The sequence below is a fragment of the Erwinia sp. HR93 genome, assembly GCF_034555055.1.
GTDB classification, from domain to species: Bacteria; Pseudomonadota; Gammaproteobacteria; order Enterobacterales; family Enterobacteriaceae; genus Apirhabdus; species Apirhabdus apintestini.
Genome location: NZ_JAXUDP010000001.1, coordinates 274,974 through 294,494 on the forward strand (window position 1 = coordinate 274,974; position 19,521 = coordinate 294,494).

The window sequence follows — 19,521 nt, forward strand, 5'->3', positions numbered from 1 at the left end:
ATGGTTTTATTTATCGTTGAACTGCTCAGACATGGTGTTACCTGGGTTTGGCGTCCGAGGTTCATCGACTGGACGTGGAGCCTGAGGCTTACCGTTATCATCAGTATTATCAGATGATGCAGCCTCTTCCCAGCCAGCAGGCGGACGAACTTCACGACGGGCCATCAAATCGTCGATTTGCGGAGCATCAATGGTTTCATATTTCATAAGCGCGTCTTTCATCGCATGTAAAATATCCATATTGTCATTCAGGATCTGGCGCGCGCGGTTGTAATTGCGTTCAATTAACGCTTTTACTTCCTGATCGATAATACGTGCCGTCTCGTCAGACATATGCTTCGCTTTTGCGACGCTGCGACCAAGGAATACTTCGCCTTCCTCTTCCGCATACAGTAAAGGCCCAAGTTTCTCAGAGAAGCCCCATTGGGTTACCATGTTACGTGCCAGGTTTGTCGCAACTTTAATATCATTCGATGCACCGGTCGAAACATGCTCTACACCGTAGATAATTTCTTCAGCAAGGCGCCCACCGTAAAGGGTTGAGATTTGACTCTCAAGCTTTTGGCGGCTGGCGCTGATCGCATCACCTTCAGGCAGGAAGAATGTAACGCCTAGCGCGCGGCCTCGCGGAATAATGGTCACTTTATGTACAGGGTCGTGTTCTGGCACGATGCGCCCAATAATAGCGTGACCGGCTTCGTGATATGCGGTGGATTCTTTTTGCGCTTCAGTCATCACCATGGAACGGCGTTCCGCTCCCATCATGATTTTATCTTTCGCCTTTTCGAACTCAACCATGGAGACCACGCGCTTATTACCGCGAGCGGCAAACAACGCGGCTTCGTTAACCAAGTTCGCCAGATCGGCACCGGAAAAACCCGGGGTGCCACGAGCAATGATAGCAGCATCAATATCTGGCGACAGCGGTACACGGCGCATGTGGACTTTTAAAATTTGTTCACGACCACGAACATCCGGAAGCCCCACGACAACCTGGCGGTCAAAACGACCAGGACGCAATAGCGCCGGATCTAAAACATCGGGGCGGTTAGTCGCAGCAATAACAATAATGCCTTCATTGCCTTCAAACCCATCCATTTCGACCAGCATTTGGTTCAACGTCTGCTCACGCTCGTCATGACCACCGCCAAGCCCGGCGCCACGCTGACGGCCGACCGCGTCGATTTCATCGATAAAGATGATGCATGGCGCAGCTTTTTTCGCTTGTTCAAACATATCGCGGACGCGAGATGCACCTACGCCAACGAACATTTCAACGAAATCAGAGCCGGAAATGGTAAAAAATGGCACTTTTGCCTCACCGGCAATCGCCTTCGCCAGCAGCGTTTTACCAGTACCAGGCGGGCCCACCATCAAAACACCTTTGGGAATTTTACCACCCAACTTCTGGAAACGGCTGGGTTCACGCAGATATTCAACCAGTTCAGCCACTTCTTCTTTTGCTTCATCGCACCCTGCGACATCGGCAAAAGTCGTTTTAATTTGATCTTCCGTTAGCATCCGCGCTTTGCTTTTGCCAAACGACATTGCGCCTTTACCACCGCCGCCTTGCATTTGGCGCATAAAGAAGATCCACACCCCAATCAGTAATAGCATTGGGAACCAGGAAATGAAGATAGAAGCCAACAGGCTGGGCTCTTCAGGGGGTTCGCCAACAACCTTGACATTCTTAGTAATGAGATTATCAAGAAGCTTGGGATCGTTAACCGGGATATAAGTCGTGTATCGGTTACTATCTTTCTTGGTAACGTTGATTTCACGTCCGTTGATACGCGCTTCGCGAACCTGATCCTGATTGACCTCTTGCAGGAAGGTAGAGTAATCCACCCTACGGCCATTCGACTCGCTGGGCCCAAAGCTCTGGAACACCGACATCAGCACAACTGCGATGACTAGCCAGAGTATTAGGTTTTTCGCCATGTCACTCAAGGGATTAACCTCATATTACAACTGTGTTAAAAACAGCGTCAGGATACTATATATCCAATGTCTTTCAAGCTGCGATATGTGCCTTCAGCGCTGGCCTCTTCCCTCGGCATAAAGTTATACGCCTTCAGAATCCATACGATTGCTATACCGCCGCCCGAAATTCACCGGTTATACTTTACGCCCGGTCGCTACAATATACACTTCACGCGAACGGGCACGCGAAGAGTCCGGCTTACGAACTTTCACCTTCGTAAACAGGGAGCGAATTTCCCGCAGATATTCATCGAAACCTTCGCCCTGGAAAACTTTCACTACAAAACTGCCGCCCGGCGCCAGAACATCACGACTCATTTCCAACGCCAGTTCTACCAGATACATGGCCCGCGGGATATCCACTGCGGGTGTACCACTCATATTAGGTGCCATGTCAGACATGACGACCTGAACTTTATTATCTCCCACGCGTTCCAGCAGCGCTTTCATCACTAATTCATCACGAAAATCGCCCTGAAGGAAGTCTACGCCGACGATTGGATCCATAGGTAAAAGATCGCATGCGATAATACGCCCTTTACCACCAATCTGTGTTACGACGTATTGAGACCATCCACCGGGCGCCGCGCCGAGATCGACAACGGTCATCCCCGGTTTGAAAAGCTTATCGCTTTTCTGTATTTCATCCAGTTTAAACCAGGCGCGGGAACGAAACCCTTTTTTCTGCGCCTCCTGGACATATTTATCGCTAAAGTGTTCCTGTAGCCAGCGACTGGAGCTGGCAGAACGCTTTTTACCTGTCATCTTTTATTCCATCTGAATTCATCGCGCGCAGCCGCCAAATGATGTCGCCTTGGCTATAGTTAAGAGATGGCGGTAGAATGCCCCGTTTTCAATCCCAACTTAAGCAAAAACATAATGAATCTGAGTACTAAACAAAAACAGCACCTGAAAAGTCTGGCTCATCCACTCAAGCCTGTCGTGCAGCTTGGCAATAATGGTTTGACCGAAGGCGTGCTGGCCGAGATTGAACAAGCGCTTGAACATCATGAGCTTATCAAGGTAAAAATCGCCACGGAAGATCGTGAGACTAAAATCCTGATTGCAGATGCAATTGTGCGAGAAACCAAAGCCTGTAACGTGCAGATTATTGGAAAGACGCTTATTTTATATCGTCCAACCAAAGAGCGTAAAATTTCACTGCCGCGCTGAATACGCCACCGACACCATAGATGCCAGTATTGCCAGGCGCTTATTCTACAGGGGCGTGAGCAACATGCCACGCCCCTATTGTCGTTAAAAGGCCGCATTGCGGCCTTTTCTTATCTTTACAAAAGTGACTGGCGTTCAGAGTAGCAGAAATCAGAGGTATTCTACCTTCAAAATTTCATACTCAACTTCACCGCCCGGAGTTTTAATTACCACAACGTCGTCTTTCTCCTTGCCAATAAGCCCGCGCGCTATAGGGGAATTCACTGAAATCAGATTTTGTTTAAAATCGGCTTCATCGTCACCCACTATGCGGTAGTTCTGTTCTTCATCGGTATCGAGGTTTAAAACCGCCACGCTCGCACCAAATATCACCCGCCCATTATTTGGCATCTTCGTCACATCGATAATCTGGGCATTCGATAATTTAGCTTCAATGTCTTTGATGCGGCCTTCACAAAAGCCTTGTTGTTCACGCGCCGCGTGATACTCCGCATTTTCTTTCAAGTCGCCGTGCTCACGCGCTTCGGCGATCGCTGCAATAATTTCAGGCCGACGAACAGACTTCAGATGTTCCAGCTCTTCACGAAGTTTATCTGCACCGCGTAAGGTCATCGGAATAGGTTGCATTTGTTATACCTCTTCATACTGTCCTGTTGAGATTGCGCATCGCAGCTAGCGTCAACGCTATATTCGGTGGCAATCCTCCACCGACTGAGAACAAAAGAAAACCAACCCGGGAAGTTACCCAGGCCAGCAACAATTTTTCATTTTGATGCACATTTTATCCCGAAGTTCATCGGGGGTCATCGTTTACTTTTCAGCACAATGCGCCATAGTATGGCTATTCGTTTCCAGGCCGTCATTGCGAGATTTATGCGATTTTCCAGTTTTATCATCGGATTGACCAGCATCTTTACACTGAACGCTCAGGCTATCAGCATTGAGGAATACGCGCAGCAACTGCCGCCCGGTTCAAACCTGGCGCTGTTAGTCCAAAAGACCGGTGCCGGAAATCCGGTGCTCGATTATCACGGGCAGCAAATGGCCCTGCCTGCCAGCACTCAAAAGGTGATTACCGCTCTGGCGGCATTGCTCCAGTTGGGGCCGGAATATCGGTTCACTACCACACTGGAGCGACGCGGTAATATTAACGGCGATATTCTCAACGGGGATTTAATCGCGCGTTTTGACGGCGATCCCACGTTAAAAAGACAGAGCATTCTTAACCTTGTTGCTGCGCTTAAGAAAACCGGGGTACGTGAAATAAAAGGCAATGTTCTTATTGATACCTCAGTTTTTGCCAGTCACGACAAAGCGCCAGGCTGGCCGTGGAACGATATGACGCAATGCTTTAGCGCCCCGCCTTCCGCCGCAATTATCGATCGTAATTGTTTTTCTGTATCTCTCTATAGCGCGCCAGAAGCTAATAAACCCGCCTTTGTGCGTATTGCATCTTATTATCCAGTCACTGTCTTTAGCCAGGTCAAAACGCTGGCTAAAGGCTCGCCGGAAGCGCGCTACTGTGAACTGGACGTAGTACCCGGTGATTTAAATCGTTATACGCTTACGGGCTGCCTGCCTCAGCGCAGCGATCCGCTACCGCTTGCCTTCGCTATTCAGGACGGCGCAGGATATGCGGGTGCCATTATCAGGGAAGAACTTAAAAAAGCCGGGATCCGTGTCACCGGTACGCTTTTGCGTGAAACCCAGCCTTCCACACCGGGTACGATCATTGCCAGTGTACAATCGCCCCCGTTGCATGCACTTCTGCATACAATGTTAAAAAAATCAGACAACATGATTGCAGATACTGTATTCCGAACCATTGGCCGCCAGTATTTTGGCGTTCAGGGAACCTGGAGAGCGGGTGCAGATGCGGTGCGCCAATTGCTGCGTCAAAAAGCAAATATCGATTTAGGAAATACTCTCATAGTTGACGGTTCCGGCCTTTCCCGTCACAACCTGATCTCCCCAGCGACAATGATGCAGGTATTGCAATACATCGCCGCTCACGATAGCGAACTAGATTTTATCTCTATGCTGCCTCTTGCTGGTCATGATGGCTCACTACGCTACCGTGCTGGCCTGCATCTCGCCGGCGTCGACGGGAAAGTTTCTGCGAAAACTGGCTCGCTGCAGGGCGTGTATAATTTGGCGGGCTTTCTTACCGCCGCCAGTGGGCAACGGCTGGCCTTCGTCCAGTATTTATCCGGATATGCCGTTGAACCAGCCGAACAACGAAACCGCCGCGTACCGCTTGCCCGCTTCGAAAGCCGGTTATATAAAGCGCTTTATCAAAATAATTAGTCTGCGGGATAAAAGCTTCAGTAAGTTTCACGGCGCGTAAAAAATTGAGGTCCGGGCTAAGCCGGACCTCAACAAAAACTAGCAGCAGCGTTTACAGCGCATTTCTCCAAAAGACTACTAAACACCACTAAAAACGCTAGTGTTTATAGATGAATTCAATGCCTTCCTCGTCATCTTCATCCCAGTCATCATCCAGAAGGTCGTCGTCCACTTCGGCGTCTTCAAGCTGCTGGCGATGATAATCATCCCACATGAATTCAACTTTTTCCGGCTGGGCCTGCTCTGCTTCCTTGACCAGCGGGTTTTCGATGATGAAATTCATCACATCCCAGCATAGGGCATTGACACCCTCATGGCTGGCGGCCGAAATCAAATAATAATTGTCTTCCCAGCCGAGCGCCGCAGCAATTTCCTTCGCTTTTGCTGCTGCCTCTGTCTTATCCATCAAATCAACTTTGTTAAATACCAGCCAGCGCGGTTTTTCTGCCAGGTTAGCGCTGTATTTTTCCAGTTCACCAACGATAATAAGCGCATTATCAACCGGATCGGTGCCGTCTATCGGTGCCAGATCGATAAGATGCAATAGCACCCGGCAGCGTTCAAGATGCTTCAGAAAACGGATCCCTAAACCGGCCCCTTCAGAGGCTCCCTCAATAAGGCCAGGAATATCCGCAACGACAAAGCTTTTCTCATTATCCATCCGTACGACGCCAAGGCTCGGCACCAGCGTAGTAAAAGGATAATCAGCCACTTTGGGTTTTGCCGCTGAAACAGCCCGAATAAAGGTCGATTTCCCCGCATTCGGCAGCCCTAGCATCCCTACATCCGCCAGTAGCATTAATTCCAGTTGTAAATCGCGTTTATCGCCGGGCGTACCGTTTGTCTTTTGGCGTGGGGTACGGTTTACAGAGGATTTAAAACGCGTATTCCCTAATCCGTGCCAGCCGCCTTTCGCTACCATTAGCCGCTGGCCGTGCCGCGTCATGTCGCCCATGACTTCGCCTGTTCCCTGGTCGATAACCCGAGTACCGACAGGGACCTTAATTGAGACATCTTTACCACGTTTGCCGGTACAATCACGGCTTTGGCCGTTCTGACCCCGCTCGGCGCGAAATGATTTTTCAAAACGGTAATCAATGAGCGTATTCAGGTTTTCATCGGCTTCCAGCCATACGTCGCCGCCGTCGCCGCCATCACCGCCGTCCGGGCCACCTCTAGGAATGTACTTCTCACGGCGAAAACTCACGCAACCATTTCCACCGTCACCAGCCACAACCAAAATTGTCGCCTCATCTACAAACTTCATTGTACTTCTCCGTAAATCATTCGCCCGAGCGCTGAACAACCGCTACCGTCTGTCGCTCCAGTCAAAGGCTATGGTCTGATATATTGCTCTGGAAACGGTATTAAGTGCTAATTAATGGCACGATGCCGGAATTTAATGTGTTATCGCACTCATTATCACGCCTTAAAGCCTGCAATTAGGCATCATTGGGCATTCAAAGCATGACACACGTTTATTTTGTGCAGGCAGGCTGCCGTATATAAAGTGTACAACATAACTACAGTTCGTTGCGCCTCAGCCCTGGCTTTCTTTATAGCACTCTAATGTTTGATTATCTCTCGCACAGTTTCTATAACACTGCAGGTTAGGCTTGCTTTAAAAGATATAACAGATATGCATTAGTCTGGTTTCAGCTTGTTTCATAACCAAAATGGCTATATCAGCGCTGCTTCCCATAAGGCAACCGCCCTATTCTTACATCATTCATGCCGGTAATTATGGCTTACTCACCCTCAGCATCATAGCCAGAATGGGGGTTTATTCAGAGCTAATGCCATCGATAAAAAAGCCCAGAAGCAGAATATAAAAAGCCCCGCAACATGTTGCGGGGCTCCATCCGTATCCGGAATGCGTAAAACTTATTCAGCTTCGATGCTGATAAACTTACGGTTCTTCGGACCTTTCACTTCGAACTTGACTTTACCGTCAGCCAAAGCGAACAGAGTATGATCGCGGCCACAACCTACGTTGTTACCAGCATGGAATTTAGTACCACGCTGACGAACGATGATGCTACCAGCCAGAACTGCTTCACCGCCAAAGCGCTTAACGCCCAGACGTTTTGCTTCAGAATCGCGACCGTTACGAGTTGAGCCGCCAGCCTTTTTGTGTGCCATTTAAATTCGCTCCCCTTGTATTAAGCGCTGATGCCAGTAATTTTAACATCAGTGAACCACTGACGGTGGCCCTGCTGCTTACGGTGGTGTTTACGACGACGAAACTTAACAATTTTAATTTTTTCGCCACGACCATGCGCAACGACTTCAGCTTTGATGAGACCGCCATCAACGAAAGGAATGCCGATTTTGACATCTTCACCGTTAGCAATCATCAGCACCTGGTTGAATTCAACGGATTCACCCGTTGCGATGTCCAGCTTTTCCAGGCGAACGGTCTGACCTTCGCTTACTCGGTGTTGTTTACCACCACTTTGGAAAACCGCGTACATATAAAACTCCGCTTCCGCGCATGCCGTGATCACAATGCAGGCCGCGCTATAAATATTCACAATAGGGCGCGAATATTACGCAAATCGCAACGCTTTGACAAGCCCGATTGTCATTCCCCGTTGAAAAAAAACGCAGCCGTAACGACGCCGTTTATCTGACGCATTTTTCCGGTACAATCTGTACTACATTATCAGTTCAACCCCTCTCGTTATCCCATACGGATGTGTGGTCAAACAGGACGATAGCCAGACTTTGCGATGAATTTAGAAAATATAAACCAGTTAACCGCACAAGACATGGCGGGTGTCAACGCAGCGATTCTCGAGCAGCTCAGTTCTGACGTGCAGCTTATTAATCAGTTGGGATATTACATCGTGAGCAGTGGGGGAAAACGTATTCGCCCTATGATAGCCGTGCTTTCGGCGCGCGCGCTTAATTATCAGGGGAATGCCCATATCTCGCTGGCCGCGCTGATTGAATTTATACACACCGCCACGCTTCTTCATGATGATGTCGTAGATGAATCCGATATGCGCCGGGGGAAAGCTACGGCCAACGCAGCTTTTGGCAATGCCGCAAGCGTGCTGGTCGGCGATTTTATCTATACGCGCGCTTTTCAGATGATGACGAGTCTTGGCTCGTTAAAAGTACTGGAAGTGATGTCTGAAGCCGTTAACGTCATCGCGGAAGGAGAAGTGCTCCAGTTAATGAATGTTAACGATCCGAATATCACCGAAGAAAATTATTTGCGCGTAATTTACAGTAAAACGGCGCGTCTTTTTGAAGCTGCATCCCAGTGTTCTGCAATCCTTGCGGGAGCAACGCCGGAACAGGAACAAGCGCTACAAGACTACGGGCGTTATCTGGGCACTGCGTTCCAGCTAATTGACGATCTCTTAGATTACAGCGCTGATGGCGAAACGCTTGGAAAAAACGTGGGTGACGACCTCAACGAGGGTAAACCTACGCTCCCACTGCTGCATGCCATGCACCACGGCACGCCGGCTCAGGCCGCATTGATTCGTCAGGCGATTGAACAGGGCAACGGGCGTCATTTACTGGAATCTGTTTTGGAAACGATGGCGGCATGTGGTTCACTGACATGGACCCGCCAGCGCGCTGAACAGGAAGCCGATAAAGCCATTGCCGCTCTGGCGCCGCTGCAGGATAGCGACTGGAAAGAGGCGCTCATCGGGCTGGCTCATCTCGCAGTACAGCGCAATCATTAATCTTTATGCCGTTCACCCGGTCTGTGAGCGGCCACTTCTTCTGTTCCTTTTCATCAATTACATATCCTTTGTGTCGTAAGCCACATTTCGCAATCGTTTACGAAACAACTGGAGCGTTTATGAAACTTTTTGTGCTATAAAAGGCGGGTAAATATAACAGGATTATTACCGTATAGGTTGCTGACAGGGAGAACGCATGGAACGTCAATTTGCCGACTGGCACCCCGCAGACATTATCGCCGCACTGCGTAAACGGGGAACTTCTTTGGCTGCGGTTTCACGCCAGGCCGGTCTTAGTTCTTCTACACTCGCCAATGCCCTTACTCGCCCATGGCCAAAAGGGGAATGGCTTATCGCGAGTGCACTGGGAACCGACCCCTGGATTATTTGGCCTTCGCGATATCACGATCCCATAACTCATGAATTCATCGATAGAACCCAGCTTATCCGATCGCGATAACTATCGATTGCATCTTCCAAAGGAAATGCGCTGATAACAGTCCCTCTCTCGTCTCAGTTCCGATACCTCATCTGTAGAGGAAATCGCTTTCAGATGCCGCCCGTTGTTGGAAGCGGCATCGATATCATTAATGGCAAGGATTTTTATGCCAACAATTTCAGAGATCGCCATTAACCACCTTTTGCTAATAGCTCAACGCTCCGCCATTCTTTGAATTTGGGTAAACATAAAATTCTCACACCGAGCGTCAGCCGCTGGCGATAAATCGGTAATCATATAAAACGCAGGTTTCATTGCTTCTTAAAAGGTTAAGCACGCCTGTTTGCTGGGGTCTACTAGCATAGCAATAGGCGAACCCCACCTATTTACGCTGCGCTTTTACCTTTCAGGCAATGTTATCTATGCGCAAATAAAAATCCGCCTTCGTAGAAGGTGCATTGCTTTGGCGCGCCGGAGGGGCGTACTAAGTTCTAACCCGTTGGGACCTCGCCTCACATTCCATTCAGGCTCAGTCGGGTTTCTTCATGCTCATGTTTCTCCTGATATTTTACATATCTACGGATCGTTTCTGCACTCACTCCTACGTATCCACACAATACCCTTTCGCCCAAAAGTGACTCCCCATAATTATGCTTCCTGAGGTATGGAAATTTATTAAAGAGTCGTATCGCTGTTCTGCCTTTCTGGATGACCCAACATTTTCGATACTGACAGCTTTAGTAGGGTTTTTACCGGCAAATGGACATGATCCAGCTGGATATTTAGCTCCACTATTTCAATATGAAGTTATTGGCTTAATAACCTGATTTTACTGAAAATCTCTTCGCCTACACTGCTCTTCAGCATTCGAAATCGACACTTGGGTGTCCAGTCTATATGGCATTGTCAATGCTATAGCACATGCGATGCTTTTTCGAACCTACTCAGGGTTAAACCCTTATCAGTAATGGGGATAACAGATTCGGATTTTCCCATGAGTAGCCTTATTAGCAGAGCCAAAAAGCCGATAACCACGCCCACAGGACGTGGTTTTTAGTTAAGAATAAAAAAGCCCCATCAAAGATTTGATGGGGCTGAGGGGTGTTGGCGCGAGACTGGCGTCTTTATCACCGTACGATAGCGTCCGTATTATTCACCCTTGATACGTTCGATATTCGCGCCCAGTGCCTGAAGTTTATCCTCAATACGCTCATAGCCGCGATCGATATGGTAGATACGATCAACATACGTTGTGCCTTCAGCGATACATCCAGCCAAAACCAGACTCGCAGACGCACGTAAGTCAGTCGCCATCACCTGAGCGCCGGAAAGCTTTTCCACACCGTGGCAAATCGCCGTATTACCTTCAATTTCAGCGTGTGCGCCCATTCGAATCAATTCTGGCACATGCATAAAACGGTTTTCAAAGATAGTTTCGGTAATGATGCCCGTGCCTTCCGCTACCAGGTTCAGCAATGAAAATTGCGCCTGCATATCCGTAGGGAAGCCGGGATGCGGCGCAGTGCGAATATTTACGGCTTTAGGACGCGCGCCGTGCATATCCAGACTTATCCAGTCTTCACCGGTTTCAATATCCGCACCGGCCTCACGCAATTTAGCCAGCACTGCATCCAGCGTATCCGGGGCCGCATGTCGACACACGACTTTCCCGCCAGAAACTGCAGCAGCGACCAGGAAGGTTCCCGTTTCAATACGATCGGGTAGAACGCGATATACGCCACCTCCCAGTCGCTTAACGCCCTCAATAGTAATGCGATCGCTGCCCATACCGGTGATTTTTGCACCCAGCGTATTTAAAAAAAGCGCAGTATCAACGATTTCCGGCTCACGCGCGGCATTCTCAATTACCGTTGTACCTTCAGCTAACGTCGCTGCGGTCATTACCGTAACAGTTGCGCCAACGCTAACTTTGTCCATTACTATATGCGCCCCTTTCAGGCGACCAGTGACAGAAGCTTTAACATAGCCCTCTTCCAGCGTGATTTCAGCGCCAAGCTGTTCCAGACCGCTAATATGTAAATCCACAGGGCGAGCGCCAATCGCGCAGCCACCGGGCAACGAAACCTGCCCCTGGCCAAAACGCGCAACCAGCGGACCCAGCGCCCATATAGACGCGCGCATAGTTTTCACCAGCTCGTAAGGTGCGCAGTAAACGTTCACGTTACTAGCATCAATCCATACGGAGCCATTACGCTCTACTTTTGTCCCGAGCTGACTTAACAGCTTCATAGTTGTATCAATATCTTTTAATTCGGGAACATTGCGGATCTCAACGGGTTCTTCTGCCAATAAAGCAGCAAATAAGATAGGCAAAGCGGCGTTTTTCGCCCCAGAGATAGTGACTTCCCCGCTAAGACGGGTGGGGCCCTGTACACGAAATTTATCCATTCAACAGCTCTCTAATAATTATTGTCGCCACGGGCAACGTGCCGGTAGCTTAAAAACCGTTTAACTTGCGATCCCGATCCCATTGCTGGGGGGTGTAGGCTTTAATTGAGACGGCATGAATACGGTTATCAGCAATATATTCCTTTAATGGAGCATACACCGCCTGCTGCTGCTTAACGCGGCTCAGAGCCTCAAACATCTCTCCGATAGCAATCACTTGAAAATGGCTACCGTCACCGGAGACGTGAACTTCCTGAAGGGGCAGCGCATTCATAAGCGCCGACTGAATTTCATGATTTTCCATGGGATCTACACGCAGGTTATTGTTCAAACAGCCCCACATCTTAGAGGAAAGGGGCGTCGGCATAAATAAGAAAACAGCCCTGAATCACGAATCTTCAGGGCCAGGTGATTAACACGCTGAAAATGCAGCAGGTTTAATTTTCAAGCGGAAATATGGCATGCGGGAGGTTATAGAGTTGAGCCAGCGTTTTTACGCTATGCCCTACTCCAGTCAAAACAGCCTGTCCACCTTGCCGATGCGCATCTGCAACTAACTGAATCAGGAGCGCCAGACCTGCCGTATCCACACGTGTTATCGCTTTGATATTAATTATAGAAAGCTTGTCGGTCACTGCCCGACGCTGCTCCCACAGGGGCAGCAGCGTATTGCTTTCCAGCGCGCCCTGCAGGTAAAGCGTATCCTGCTCGCGTCGCCAGTTCAGCGCGGCGTTCATTATTTTTTCTCGTCCAGCGTAATTGGCTGGCTGGATATTGATTTCAGCTGCGCCGTCAGGCCATCAACGCCTTTAGTGCGTAAAAGATCGCTCCATTCACTTTGCTTAGTAGTAATCATGCTAACGCCTTCCGCAATCATGTCATAAGCCTGCCAGTTGCCGGTTTGGCTATTCTTACGCCACTGAAAATCAAGCCGAACAGGCGGACGGCCATTAGGGTCAGTTATCGTGACACGAATCGCAATAATATTGTTATTCCCTAGCGGTTGCTCCGGTGCGATTTGATACGACTGACCATGATACATTGCCAGCGCCTGCCCATACGCCTGTTTCAAATATTCGCGAAAAGCGGCGAAATAGGCCTCACGCTGAGCCGGAGTCGCTTCTTTATAATACCGCCCCAATACTAACGCACCTGCATACTTCACCTGCACATAAGGCAATAACTCCTGCTCAACGATATCCCTTAAATAGTTCGGATCGCGACGGATTTTCGGCTGCTCGTTCTTCAGGCGATCGAACGTTTTTTGCGCCGCTTCATTCATTAGCTGATAAGGATTTGATTGATCCGCCGCGGTCGCTGTGCCTGTGAGCAGCGGGGCAATCGCCAGAACTGCAATCATTAATAAGCGCTTAAACATAATTCTTCTCCTGAAATTTAGTGCGTTACTTCAGTGCCGGTTTGCGCTTCATTATTGTCTGAAGCAGCCGGCGCGCTATCGCCTTGATTCTGAGTTTTGCTATCGCCGTTGCTCTTATAAAGAAACTGACCAATCAGATCCTCCAACACCATCGCCGATTTTGTGTCCTGAATCGTATCGCCGTCTTTAAGAATAGCGGTTCCCAGCTCGGGATCTTCAAATCCGACATTTAACGCCAGATACTGCTCCCCTAAAAGACCGGAGGTGCGGATAGCCAGCGAACTGGTATCCGGTATCTGGTTATAACGCTGCTCAATATCCATGCTAACGCGTGGTGAATACGTTTTTGTATCCAGCGATATATCGTTCACGCGCCCAATAACCACGCCACCAACGCGTATCGGCGAATGCGCTTTCAGACCACCGATATTGTCAAATGTCGCGTATAGTCGGTAGGTCGGCTCGCTGCTCAATGCGCTGACATTGGCAACCTTCAGGCAGAGAAACACGATGGAGGCTAGCGCAATGAGCAAAAATGCGCCAACCCAGATTTCAATTTTCTTCGTTTGCATGCATTCAATTCCCGAACATCAGTGCAGTTAGCACAAAATCCAGCCCCAACACTGCCAGTGAGGCATGTACCACGGTGCGCGTCGTCGCTCTGCTAATGCCTTCAGACGTCGGCACCGCATCGTAGCCGTTAAATAGCGCAATCCAGGTTACCGTAATGGCAAAAACAACGCTTTTGATTACGCAGTTAACTAAATCCAGCTTCCAGTCCACCGCATTTTGCATTGCAGACCAAAAGAATCCGGCATCTATTCCCTTCCAGCCAACGCCAACCAGCGCTCCTCCAATAATCCCCACGGCGACAAAAATGAGAGAAAGCAGCGGTAGCGAGATAACGCCGGCCCAAAAGCGTGGAGACACAACGCGGCGCAGTGGATCGACCGCCATCATTTCCATACTTGAAAGCTGCTCAGTCGCTTTCATTAAGCCAATCTCAGCGGTCAACGCGGAACCGGCGCGTCCGGCAAAAAGTAAAGCGGAAACCACAGGCCCAAGCTCGCGCAGCAAAGAGAGCGCCACGAGCATGCCCAGGCTGGTTTCGGCGCTATAAGTGGTTAGCACCAAATAGCCCTGTAACCCCAGCACCATGCCGATGAATAAGCCTGACACAAGGATTATCAGCATTGAAAGCACGCCAACGTTATACAATTGACGTAACAGTAAAGGCGCGTGCTTATGAAACTCCGGGCGGCCAAATAGGGCATTAAACAGCATTAATCCGGCGCGCCCAAAAGACGCGCAGGTAGCAATCCCGCGTCTTCCCAATGCCGCCAGTGCATTTAAAAGCATGAGTGACTCAACTCCCTGTTCCTGTTAGATCATACCGGTAATCCCCGGCGGGATAACGAAACGGCACGGGGCCATCGGCAACGCCGTCCAGAAACTGCCGTACCCGAGGATCTCGATTACTCTCCAGCGCCTGCGGCGATCCTTCAGCGATCGCGCACCGATCGGCAACGATATAGGCGTAATCGGCAATACTCAATACTTCCGGCACATCATGCGAAACAACAACGCACGTTACGCCCAGGGAAGCATTCAGCTCAGAAATTAATTTAACGAGCACCCCCATGGTGATGGGATCTTGCCCCACAAAAGGCTCATCAAACATAATAAGCTCCGGCTCAAGCGCAATGGCGCGAGCCAGTGCGGCCCGCCGCGCCATGCCGCCAGAAAGCTCAGAAGGCATTAGCTGCGCCGCGCCGCGCAGCCCCACGGCTTCAAGCTTCATCATTACGGTGCTGTGCAGCAAAGGCTCTGGCAGTTTTGTATGCTCCCGCAGCGGCCAGGCAACATTTTCAAAAACGGTGAGATCGGTAAACAGCGCGCCTGATTGAAACAGCATGCTCATACGTTTACGCACGGTAAATAGCCGCGAACGTGACATCGCGGGAATATTTTCACCATCGAATAAAATCTCGCCACTTTCCGGCGCGATCTGGCCACCAATTAGGCGTAATAGCGTCGTTTTACCGATGCCGGACGGCCCCATTATCGCCGTAATTTTCCCCTGTGGGACCGATAGAGAGAGGTTGTCGAAGATGCACCGTCCCCCTCTTGAGAACGTGACATTTCGCACTTCGACCAGATTCATCGGCGTCTGGTTCATTGATAGACTTCCTGTGTACGCATTGTCGGTTACGCCCTTTTACTCGCACATAAGCGCCAGCATGGCGCATAAACGGGCTATAAACCCGGCATTTTTGCAGAATATAGCGCTGACCTGTTAGCGAAAGCTGGCATTTGTTTTACTTTTTCTGCGCTTAAAGTCAAAATTAAGCATTCAACGCATTAGTGCAGAATCGCATGCGCTCCCGCTGCTTTCAGGCCAGTGGACCGGTGATTATACCTGACTAAAGGACTCTGCATGCTTTTAGCTACGGCTTTGTTAGTAATCGGTTTACTTCTAGTGGTTTATGGCTCGGATCGCCTCGTCTTTGCCGCCTCTATATTATGTCGCACGATCGGAATTCCCCCTTTAGTGATAGGGCTTACGGTTGTCAGCATTGGCACATCTTTGCCTGAAATTATCGTGTCCGTCACGGCCGGGCTTAGCGGCCAGCTCGATCTCGCCGTAGGAACCGCACTCGGCTCCAATATTACCAACATCTTGCTGATCGCCGGTCTGGCCGCACTTTTACATCCTTTTACCGTACATTCCGATATCCTGCGCATTGAATTACCCGTAATGTTAATCCTGTGCCTGTTAAGCGGCATTTTACTTTATGATGGCGAACTCAGCCGCAGCGATGGCGCCATATTGCTCGTCTCCGCCGTGCTTTATTTGTTATTTATCGTTAAAATCGCCCGATCCGCAGAACGCCACGGGCAAGACACCTTTACCCGGGAACAATTAGGTGAGGTAGCCCAGGGCGGAAGCCTACCGGTTGCTTTTTTATGGCTGGGCGTTGCTCTGCTAATAATACCCGTGGCTACGCGCATGGTGGTTGATAACGCTACCGTTCTGGCAAACGCATTTGGCGTTAGCGAGTTACTGCCGGGGCTAACCATTGTTGCCATTGGCACCAGCCTGCCGGAGCTGGCTACGGCCATCGCCGGTGCGCGTAAAGGCGAAGACGATATTGCTATCGGGAACATTATAGGCTCCAGTATCTTCAATATTGCTATTGTGCTGGGCCTGCCGGCGCTCTTGACGCCCGGCGCGTTCGATCCGCTCGCCGCAACGCGAGATTATGGCATTATGGTGTTCGTTAGCGCAGTGTTTGCCGTTGTTTGCTGGCGCCGCCCCCGATGTATCGGTACTGGAATCGGGAAGGCGTTCATCTGCGGCTTTGTTTTATGGATGATTGTGCTGTGTACCACGGCGCCTCATCTCATTGGATAATCAGGAAAAAAGTATGTCGCAGATTACGGTGCCCCCGGGGTTTGACTTTCAGCAGGCGGGGAAAGAAGTCCTTGAAATTGAGCGTGCGGGTCTGGCTCAGCTTGACCGTTACATTAACAATGATTTTTCTCGCGCCTGCGAAGCCATTTTTCAGTGCGTTGGCAAAGTCATCGTAATGGGAATGGGTAAATCTGGCCATATTGGGCGTAAAATGGCGGCTACCTTCGCCAGCACCGGCACCCCTGCTTTTTTCGTGCATCCGGGGGAAGCCAGCCACGGCGATTTAGGCATGGTGACGTCAAACGATATCGTTATTGCCATTTCTAACTCGGGCGAATCCAGCGAGATTCTGGCGCTTATCCCCGTTCTAAAGCGTCTTCGCGTACCTCTGATTTGTATTACTGCGCGCCCGGACAGCGCGATGGGGCGCGCCAGCGATATTCATTTATGCATCAGCGTTCCTCAAGAAGCCTGCCCATTGGGACTTGCCCCAACCACCAGCACCACGGTCACCTTAGTGATGGGAGACGCGCTGGCGGTGGCACTACTGAAAGCGCGTGGCTTTACAGCAGAAGACTTCGCGCTTTCTCATCCCGGTGGCGCGCTAGGCCGGAAACTATTGCTGCGCGTAAACGATATTATGCACAGCGGGGAAGACATTCCCCGCGTCGGCAAAGATGCGATGCTGCGCGACGTTCTACTGGAAATCACGCGGAAAAACTTGGGTATGACGGTCATCTGCGATGACGATATGAATATCGCCGGGATTTTTACCGACGGCGACCTGCGCCGCGTCTTTGATATGCAAACCGATTTGAACAATCTTCCTATCGCTGACGTGATGACATCCGGCGGCATACGGGTAAAATCAGGCACCCTGGCGGTCGATGCGCTCAATATCATGCAGTCACACAATATTACTTCTGTACTGGTCGCCGATGGGAATCATCTGTTAGGCATTGTACATATGCACGATTTACTGCGCGCAGGCGTAGTATAAGTTAAGGACAAAGCGCTAATGAGCAATCAGGAAGCAATGCTAACTACCTGTTATGGCCCGGTAAGCGCCCAGGTTATGGCTAAGGCAAAAGCGATACGCCTGTTGATTCTCGACGTCGACGGCGTAATGTCTGATGGCCTCATTTATATGAGCAATAGCGGCGAAGAACTGAAAGCCTTTAATGTCCGCGATGGCTACGGTATTCGCTGCGCGCTCACGTCCGGAATTGAAGTCGCTATCATTACCGGACGTAAGGCAAAACTGCTGGAAGACCGCTGCGCAACCCTGGGCATTACCCATCTTTATCAAGGGCAATCAGATAAAACGGTCGCTTTTAAAACGTTGCTAAGCACCCTGTCCGTATCTCCAGATAACGTTGCTTATATGGGTGATGACCTAATTGACTGGCCCGTTATGGCGCAGGTTGGCCTTAGCGTTGCCGTCGCAGACGCTCATCCGCTGCTGCTTCCCCGAGCCGATTATATTACCCATATTTTAGGCGGACGCGGCGCGGTGCGAGAAGTTTGCGATCTTTTATTACTGGCTCGGGGCAAGCTAGATGACGCCAGAGGACAATCTATATGAGTAAAACCAGACGTTGGGTCATTATCCTACTGGCGCTGGCCGCACTGATCCTGATAGGCGTGAACCTTACCAGTCGCGATGGCGATACGCCTGCAAAGGTAGATAATAACGAACCTACTTATAAGAGCGAGCACTCAACGACCCTGGTGTACAATCCTCAGGGCGGGTTGAACTATCGCCTGATAGCGCAGCATGTCGAATACTTTTCCGAACCGGCTATCTCATGGTTTACTCTGCCGGTGATGACTATGTATGACAAGGACAAAATCGAAACCTGGTCAATCCGCGCGGATCGCGCCAAACTGACCAATGATCGTATGCTCTATCTCTATGGGCACGTTGAGGTTAATGCGCTGACGGCCGACGCCCAGCTTCGGAAAATCACAACGGATAACGCTCAAATTAATCTTGTGACACAGGATGTTACATCTAACGACCTGGTTACGCTTTACGGAACGACGTTTAATTCCAGCGGCCTGAAAATGCGTGGCAACTTACGCAGCAAAACTGCCCAGCTGATTGAAAAGGTTAGAACTTCTTATGAAATACAGAATAAACAAACGCAGCCTTAACTTCATCCTGGCCAGCGCGCTTTTTGCTGCCTCGCTCCCCGTATTCGCTATGACCGGTGATACGGATAAGCCCATCCATATTGAATCCGATCAACAGTCGTTAGATATGGAAGGAAACGTGGTGACCTTTACGGGAAACGTAATCGCGACCCAAGGCAGTATAAAAATCAATGCAGATAAAGTTGTCATCACGCGCCCGGGCGGCGAGCAAGGCAAAGAAGTTATCGAAGGATACGGTAACCCCGCAACGTTCTATCAGATGCAGGACAATGGCAAACCGGTGAAAGGCCACGCCAGCAAAATGCGTTACGAATTACAAAATGATTTCGTAACGCTGACGGGGAAAGCTTATCTGGAACAACTCGATAGCAATATTACTGGCGACAAAATCACCTACCTGGTGAAAGAGCAAAAGATGCAAGCCTCAAGTGAAAAAGGCAAACGCGTCACAACGGTACTGGTACCTTCTCAGCTCCAGGACAAAAATAAATCCGCCCAGAAAAAGAGCAACTGATCG

The 19,521-nt window shown here is 49.9% G+C and carries 22 protein-coding genes and 1 pseudogene; 9 read left to right on the forward strand and 14 right to left on the reverse strand.

Annotation, left to right across the window (positions count from 1 at the left end; translation table 11 throughout):
* Window positions 1-6: 6 nt before the first annotated feature.
* On the reverse strand, window positions 7-1,941 hold the full coding sequence (ftsH, locus tag SFA31_RS01300) for an ATP-dependent zinc metalloprotease FtsH (RefSeq protein WP_322836368.1): 1,935 nt from the start codon (window positions 1,939-1,941) through the stop codon (window positions 7-9).
* 177 nt (window positions 1,942-2,118) lie between these two features.
* Window positions 2,119-2,748 (reverse strand): 23S rRNA (uridine(2552)-2'-O)-methyltransferase RlmE, encoded by a 630-nt coding sequence (rlmE, locus tag SFA31_RS01305; protein ID WP_322836369.1) that lies wholly within the window; start codon window positions 2,746-2,748, stop codon window positions 2,119-2,121.
* Window positions 2,749-2,862: 114 nt separating this feature from the next.
* On the opposite strand from rlmE, the gene yhbY reads away from it, so the two are divergent.
* Entirely contained in the window at window positions 2,863-3,156 is a 294-nt protein-coding gene (yhbY, locus tag SFA31_RS01310) for a ribosome assembly RNA-binding protein YhbY (RefSeq protein ID WP_322836370.1), read from the forward strand.
* Between the two features lie 150 nt (window positions 3,157-3,306).
* On the opposite strand, the gene greA is transcribed toward yhbY, so the two are convergent.
* On the reverse strand, window positions 3,307-3,783 hold the full coding sequence (gene greA, locus SFA31_RS01315; RefSeq protein WP_322836371.1) for a transcription elongation factor GreA: 477 nt from the start codon (window positions 3,781-3,783) through the stop codon (window positions 3,307-3,309).
* Window positions 3,784-4,029: 246 nt separating this feature from the next.
* On the opposite strand from greA, the gene dacB reads away from it, so the two are divergent.
* Window positions 4,030-5,463, forward strand: coding sequence for a serine-type D-Ala-D-Ala carboxypeptidase (gene dacB / locus SFA31_RS01320; protein ID WP_322839269.1), 1,434 nt, complete (start codon window positions 4,030-4,032; stop codon window positions 5,461-5,463).
* A 136-nt stretch (window positions 5,464-5,599) separates the two neighbouring features.
* On the opposite strand, the gene cgtA is transcribed toward dacB, so the two are convergent.
* From cgtA to rplU, 3 genes are all read right to left on the reverse strand, one after another.
* Entirely contained in the window at window positions 5,600-6,769 is a 1,170-nt protein-coding gene (gene cgtA, locus SFA31_RS01325) for an Obg family GTPase CgtA (RefSeq protein ID WP_322836372.1), read from the reverse strand.
* Between the two features lie 617 nt (window positions 6,770-7,386).
* A complete protein-coding gene (gene rpmA, locus SFA31_RS01330; RefSeq protein WP_046894268.1) occupies window positions 7,387-7,644 on the reverse strand; it encodes a 50S ribosomal protein L27 in 258 nt (85 codons plus the stop codon).
* 20 nt (window positions 7,645-7,664) lie between these two features.
* A complete protein-coding gene (rplU, locus tag SFA31_RS01335; protein WP_322836373.1) occupies window positions 7,665-7,976 on the reverse strand; it encodes a 50S ribosomal protein L21 in 312 nt (103 codons plus the stop codon).
* Between the two features lie 258 nt (window positions 7,977-8,234).
* Between rplU and ispB the strand changes: the two genes are divergently transcribed.
* The gene (gene ispB, locus SFA31_RS01340; RefSeq protein WP_322836374.1) at window positions 8,235-9,206 is read left to right on the forward strand and encodes an octaprenyl diphosphate synthase; all 972 of its coding nucleotides are present in this window, start codon (window positions 8,235-8,237) and stop codon (window positions 9,204-9,206) included.
* Between the two features lie 196 nt (window positions 9,207-9,402).
* The gene (gene sfsB, locus SFA31_RS01345; RefSeq protein ID WP_322836375.1) at window positions 9,403-9,666 is read left to right on the forward strand and encodes a DNA-binding transcriptional regulator SfsB; all 264 of its coding nucleotides are present in this window, start codon (window positions 9,403-9,405) and stop codon (window positions 9,664-9,666) included.
* Between the two features lie 491 nt (window positions 9,667-10,157).
* Here the strand turns inward: sfsB and tnpA are convergent.
* The 8 genes and pseudogenes from tnpA to mlaF all read right to left on the reverse strand — a co-directional run bounded on the left by tnpA (window position 10,158) and on the right by mlaF (window position 15,611).
* Window positions 10,158-10,593 (reverse strand): annotated as a pseudogene (gene tnpA, locus SFA31_RS01350) (IS200/IS605 family transposase).
* A gap of 201 nt (window positions 10,594-10,794) precedes the next feature.
* Complete coding sequence (murA, locus tag SFA31_RS01355) at window positions 10,795-12,054, reverse strand: UDP-N-acetylglucosamine 1-carboxyvinyltransferase (protein ID WP_322836376.1); 1,260 nt, start codon at window positions 12,052-12,054, stop codon at window positions 10,795-10,797.
* Window positions 12,055-12,103: 49 nt separating this feature from the next.
* The gene (gene ibaG / locus SFA31_RS01360; protein ID WP_322836377.1) at window positions 12,104-12,358 is read right to left on the reverse strand and encodes a BolA family iron metabolism protein IbaG; all 255 of its coding nucleotides are present in this window, start codon (window positions 12,356-12,358) and stop codon (window positions 12,104-12,106) included.
* A gap of 133 nt (window positions 12,359-12,491) precedes the next feature.
* The gene (mlaB, locus tag SFA31_RS01365) at window positions 12,492-12,791 is read right to left on the reverse strand and encodes a lipid asymmetry maintenance protein MlaB (RefSeq protein ID WP_322836378.1); all 300 of its coding nucleotides are present in this window, start codon (window positions 12,789-12,791) and stop codon (window positions 12,492-12,494) included.
* Complete coding sequence (gene mlaC / locus SFA31_RS01370; protein WP_322836379.1) at window positions 12,791-13,432, reverse strand: phospholipid-binding protein MlaC; 642 nt, start codon at window positions 13,430-13,432, stop codon at window positions 12,791-12,793. The genes mlaB and mlaC overlap by 1 nt, the downstream gene beginning before the upstream one ends.
* Window positions 13,433-13,449: 17 nt before the next feature.
* Window positions 13,450-14,004, reverse strand: a complete 555-nt coding sequence (mlaD, locus tag SFA31_RS01375; protein ID WP_322836380.1) for an outer membrane lipid asymmetry maintenance protein MlaD — start codon at window positions 14,002-14,004, stop codon at window positions 13,450-13,452.
* A 4-nt stretch (window positions 14,005-14,008) separates the two neighbouring features.
* Entirely contained in the window at window positions 14,009-14,791 is a 783-nt protein-coding gene (mlaE, locus tag SFA31_RS01380; RefSeq protein ID WP_322836381.1) for a lipid asymmetry maintenance ABC transporter permease subunit MlaE, read from the reverse strand.
* 7 nt (window positions 14,792-14,798) lie between these two features.
* Window positions 14,799-15,611, reverse strand: a complete 813-nt coding sequence (gene mlaF / locus SFA31_RS01385; RefSeq protein WP_322836382.1) for a phospholipid ABC transporter ATP-binding protein MlaF — start codon at window positions 15,609-15,611, stop codon at window positions 14,799-14,801.
* 258 nt (window positions 15,612-15,869) lie between these two features.
* On the opposite strand from mlaF, the gene SFA31_RS01390 reads away from it, so the two are divergent.
* The 5 genes from SFA31_RS01390 to lptA are packed head-to-tail and all read left to right on the forward strand — an operon-like array spanning window position 15,870 to window position 19,518.
* Entirely contained in the window at window positions 15,870-16,847 is a 978-nt protein-coding gene (locus tag SFA31_RS01390; protein WP_322836383.1) for a calcium/sodium antiporter, read from the forward strand.
* A 13-nt stretch (window positions 16,848-16,860) separates the two neighbouring features.
* Entirely contained in the window at window positions 16,861-17,847 is a 987-nt protein-coding gene (gene kdsD / locus SFA31_RS01395; RefSeq protein ID WP_322836384.1) for an arabinose-5-phosphate isomerase KdsD, read from the forward strand.
* A gap of 18 nt (window positions 17,848-17,865) precedes the next feature.
* A complete protein-coding gene (gene kdsC, locus SFA31_RS01400; protein WP_322836385.1) occupies window positions 17,866-18,432 on the forward strand; it encodes a 3-deoxy-manno-octulosonate-8-phosphatase KdsC in 567 nt (188 codons plus the stop codon).
* Window positions 18,429-19,004 (forward strand): LPS export ABC transporter periplasmic protein LptC, encoded by a 576-nt coding sequence (gene lptC / locus SFA31_RS01405; RefSeq protein WP_322836386.1) that lies wholly within the window; start codon window positions 18,429-18,431, stop codon window positions 19,002-19,004. The genes kdsC and lptC overlap by 4 nt, the downstream gene beginning before the upstream one ends.
* A complete protein-coding gene (gene lptA / locus SFA31_RS01410; protein ID WP_322836387.1) occupies window positions 18,973-19,518 on the forward strand; it encodes a lipopolysaccharide ABC transporter substrate-binding protein LptA in 546 nt (181 codons plus the stop codon). The genes lptC and lptA overlap by 32 nt, the downstream gene beginning before the upstream one ends.
* The last annotated feature ends 3 nt before the right edge of the window (window positions 19,519-19,521 follow it).

Excerpts from the sequence above, each read along its gene's own strand:
- kdsD (WP_322836384.1), top strand. The coding sequence starts at position 16,861 with ATGTCGCAGATTACGGTGCCCCCGGGGTTTGACTTTCAGCAGGCGGGG.
- mlaD (WP_322836380.1), bottom strand. The coding sequence starts at position 14,004 with ATGCAAACGAAGAAAATTGAAATCTGGGTTGGCGCATTTTTGCTCATT.
- dacB (WP_322839269.1), top strand. The coding sequence starts at position 4,030 with ATGCGATTTTCCAGTTTTATCATCGGATTGACCAGCATCTTTACACTG.
- ispB (WP_322836374.1), top strand. The coding sequence starts at position 8,235 with ATGAATTTAGAAAATATAAACCAGTTAACCGCACAAGACATGGCGGGT.
- mlaC (WP_322836379.1), bottom strand. The coding sequence starts at position 13,432 with ATGTTTAAGCGCTTATTAATGATTGCAGTTCTGGCGATTGCCCCGCTG.
- greA (WP_322836371.1), bottom strand. The coding sequence starts at position 3,783 with ATGCAACCTATTCCGATGACCTTACGCGGTGCAGATAAACTTCGTGAA.
- ftsH (WP_322836368.1), bottom strand. The coding sequence starts at position 1,941 with ATGGCGAAAAACCTAATACTCTGGCTAGTCATCGCAGTTGTGCTGATG.
- murA (WP_322836376.1), bottom strand. The coding sequence starts at position 12,054 with ATGGATAAATTTCGTGTACAGGGCCCCACCCGTCTTAGCGGGGAAGTC.
- sfsB (WP_322836375.1), top strand. The coding sequence starts at position 9,403 with ATGGAACGTCAATTTGCCGACTGGCACCCCGCAGACATTATCGCCGCA.
- mlaB (WP_322836378.1), bottom strand. The coding sequence starts at position 12,791 with ATGAACGCCGCGCTGAACTGGCGACGCGAGCAGGATACGCTTTACCTG.
- mlaF (WP_322836382.1), bottom strand. The coding sequence starts at position 15,611 with ATGAACCAGACGCCGATGAATCTGGTCGAAGTGCGAAATGTCACGTTC.
- lptA (WP_322836387.1), top strand. The coding sequence starts at position 18,973 with ATGAAATACAGAATAAACAAACGCAGCCTTAACTTCATCCTGGCCAGC.
- rlmE (WP_322836369.1), bottom strand. The coding sequence starts at position 2,748 with ATGACAGGTAAAAAGCGTTCTGCCAGCTCCAGTCGCTGGCTACAGGAA.
- rpmA (WP_046894268.1), bottom strand. The coding sequence starts at position 7,644 with ATGGCACACAAAAAGGCTGGCGGCTCAACTCGTAACGGTCGCGATTCT.
- yhbY (WP_322836370.1), top strand. The coding sequence starts at position 2,863 with ATGAATCTGAGTACTAAACAAAAACAGCACCTGAAAAGTCTGGCTCAT.
- SFA31_RS01390 (WP_322836383.1), top strand. The coding sequence starts at position 15,870 with ATGCTTTTAGCTACGGCTTTGTTAGTAATCGGTTTACTTCTAGTGGTT.
- lptC (WP_322836386.1), top strand. The coding sequence starts at position 18,429 with ATGAGTAAAACCAGACGTTGGGTCATTATCCTACTGGCGCTGGCCGCA.
- kdsC (WP_322836385.1), top strand. The coding sequence starts at position 17,866 with ATGAGCAATCAGGAAGCAATGCTAACTACCTGTTATGGCCCGGTAAGC.
- mlaE (WP_322836381.1), bottom strand. The coding sequence starts at position 14,791 with ATGCTTTTAAATGCACTGGCGGCATTGGGAAGACGCGGGATTGCTACC.
- rplU (WP_322836373.1), bottom strand. The coding sequence starts at position 7,976 with ATGTACGCGGTTTTCCAAAGTGGTGGTAAACAACACCGAGTAAGCGAA.
- ibaG (WP_322836377.1), bottom strand. The coding sequence starts at position 12,358 with ATGGAAAATCATGAAATTCAGTCGGCGCTTATGAATGCGCTGCCCCTT.
- cgtA (WP_322836372.1), bottom strand. The coding sequence starts at position 6,769 with ATGAAGTTTGTAGATGAGGCGACAATTTTGGTTGTGGCTGGTGACGGT.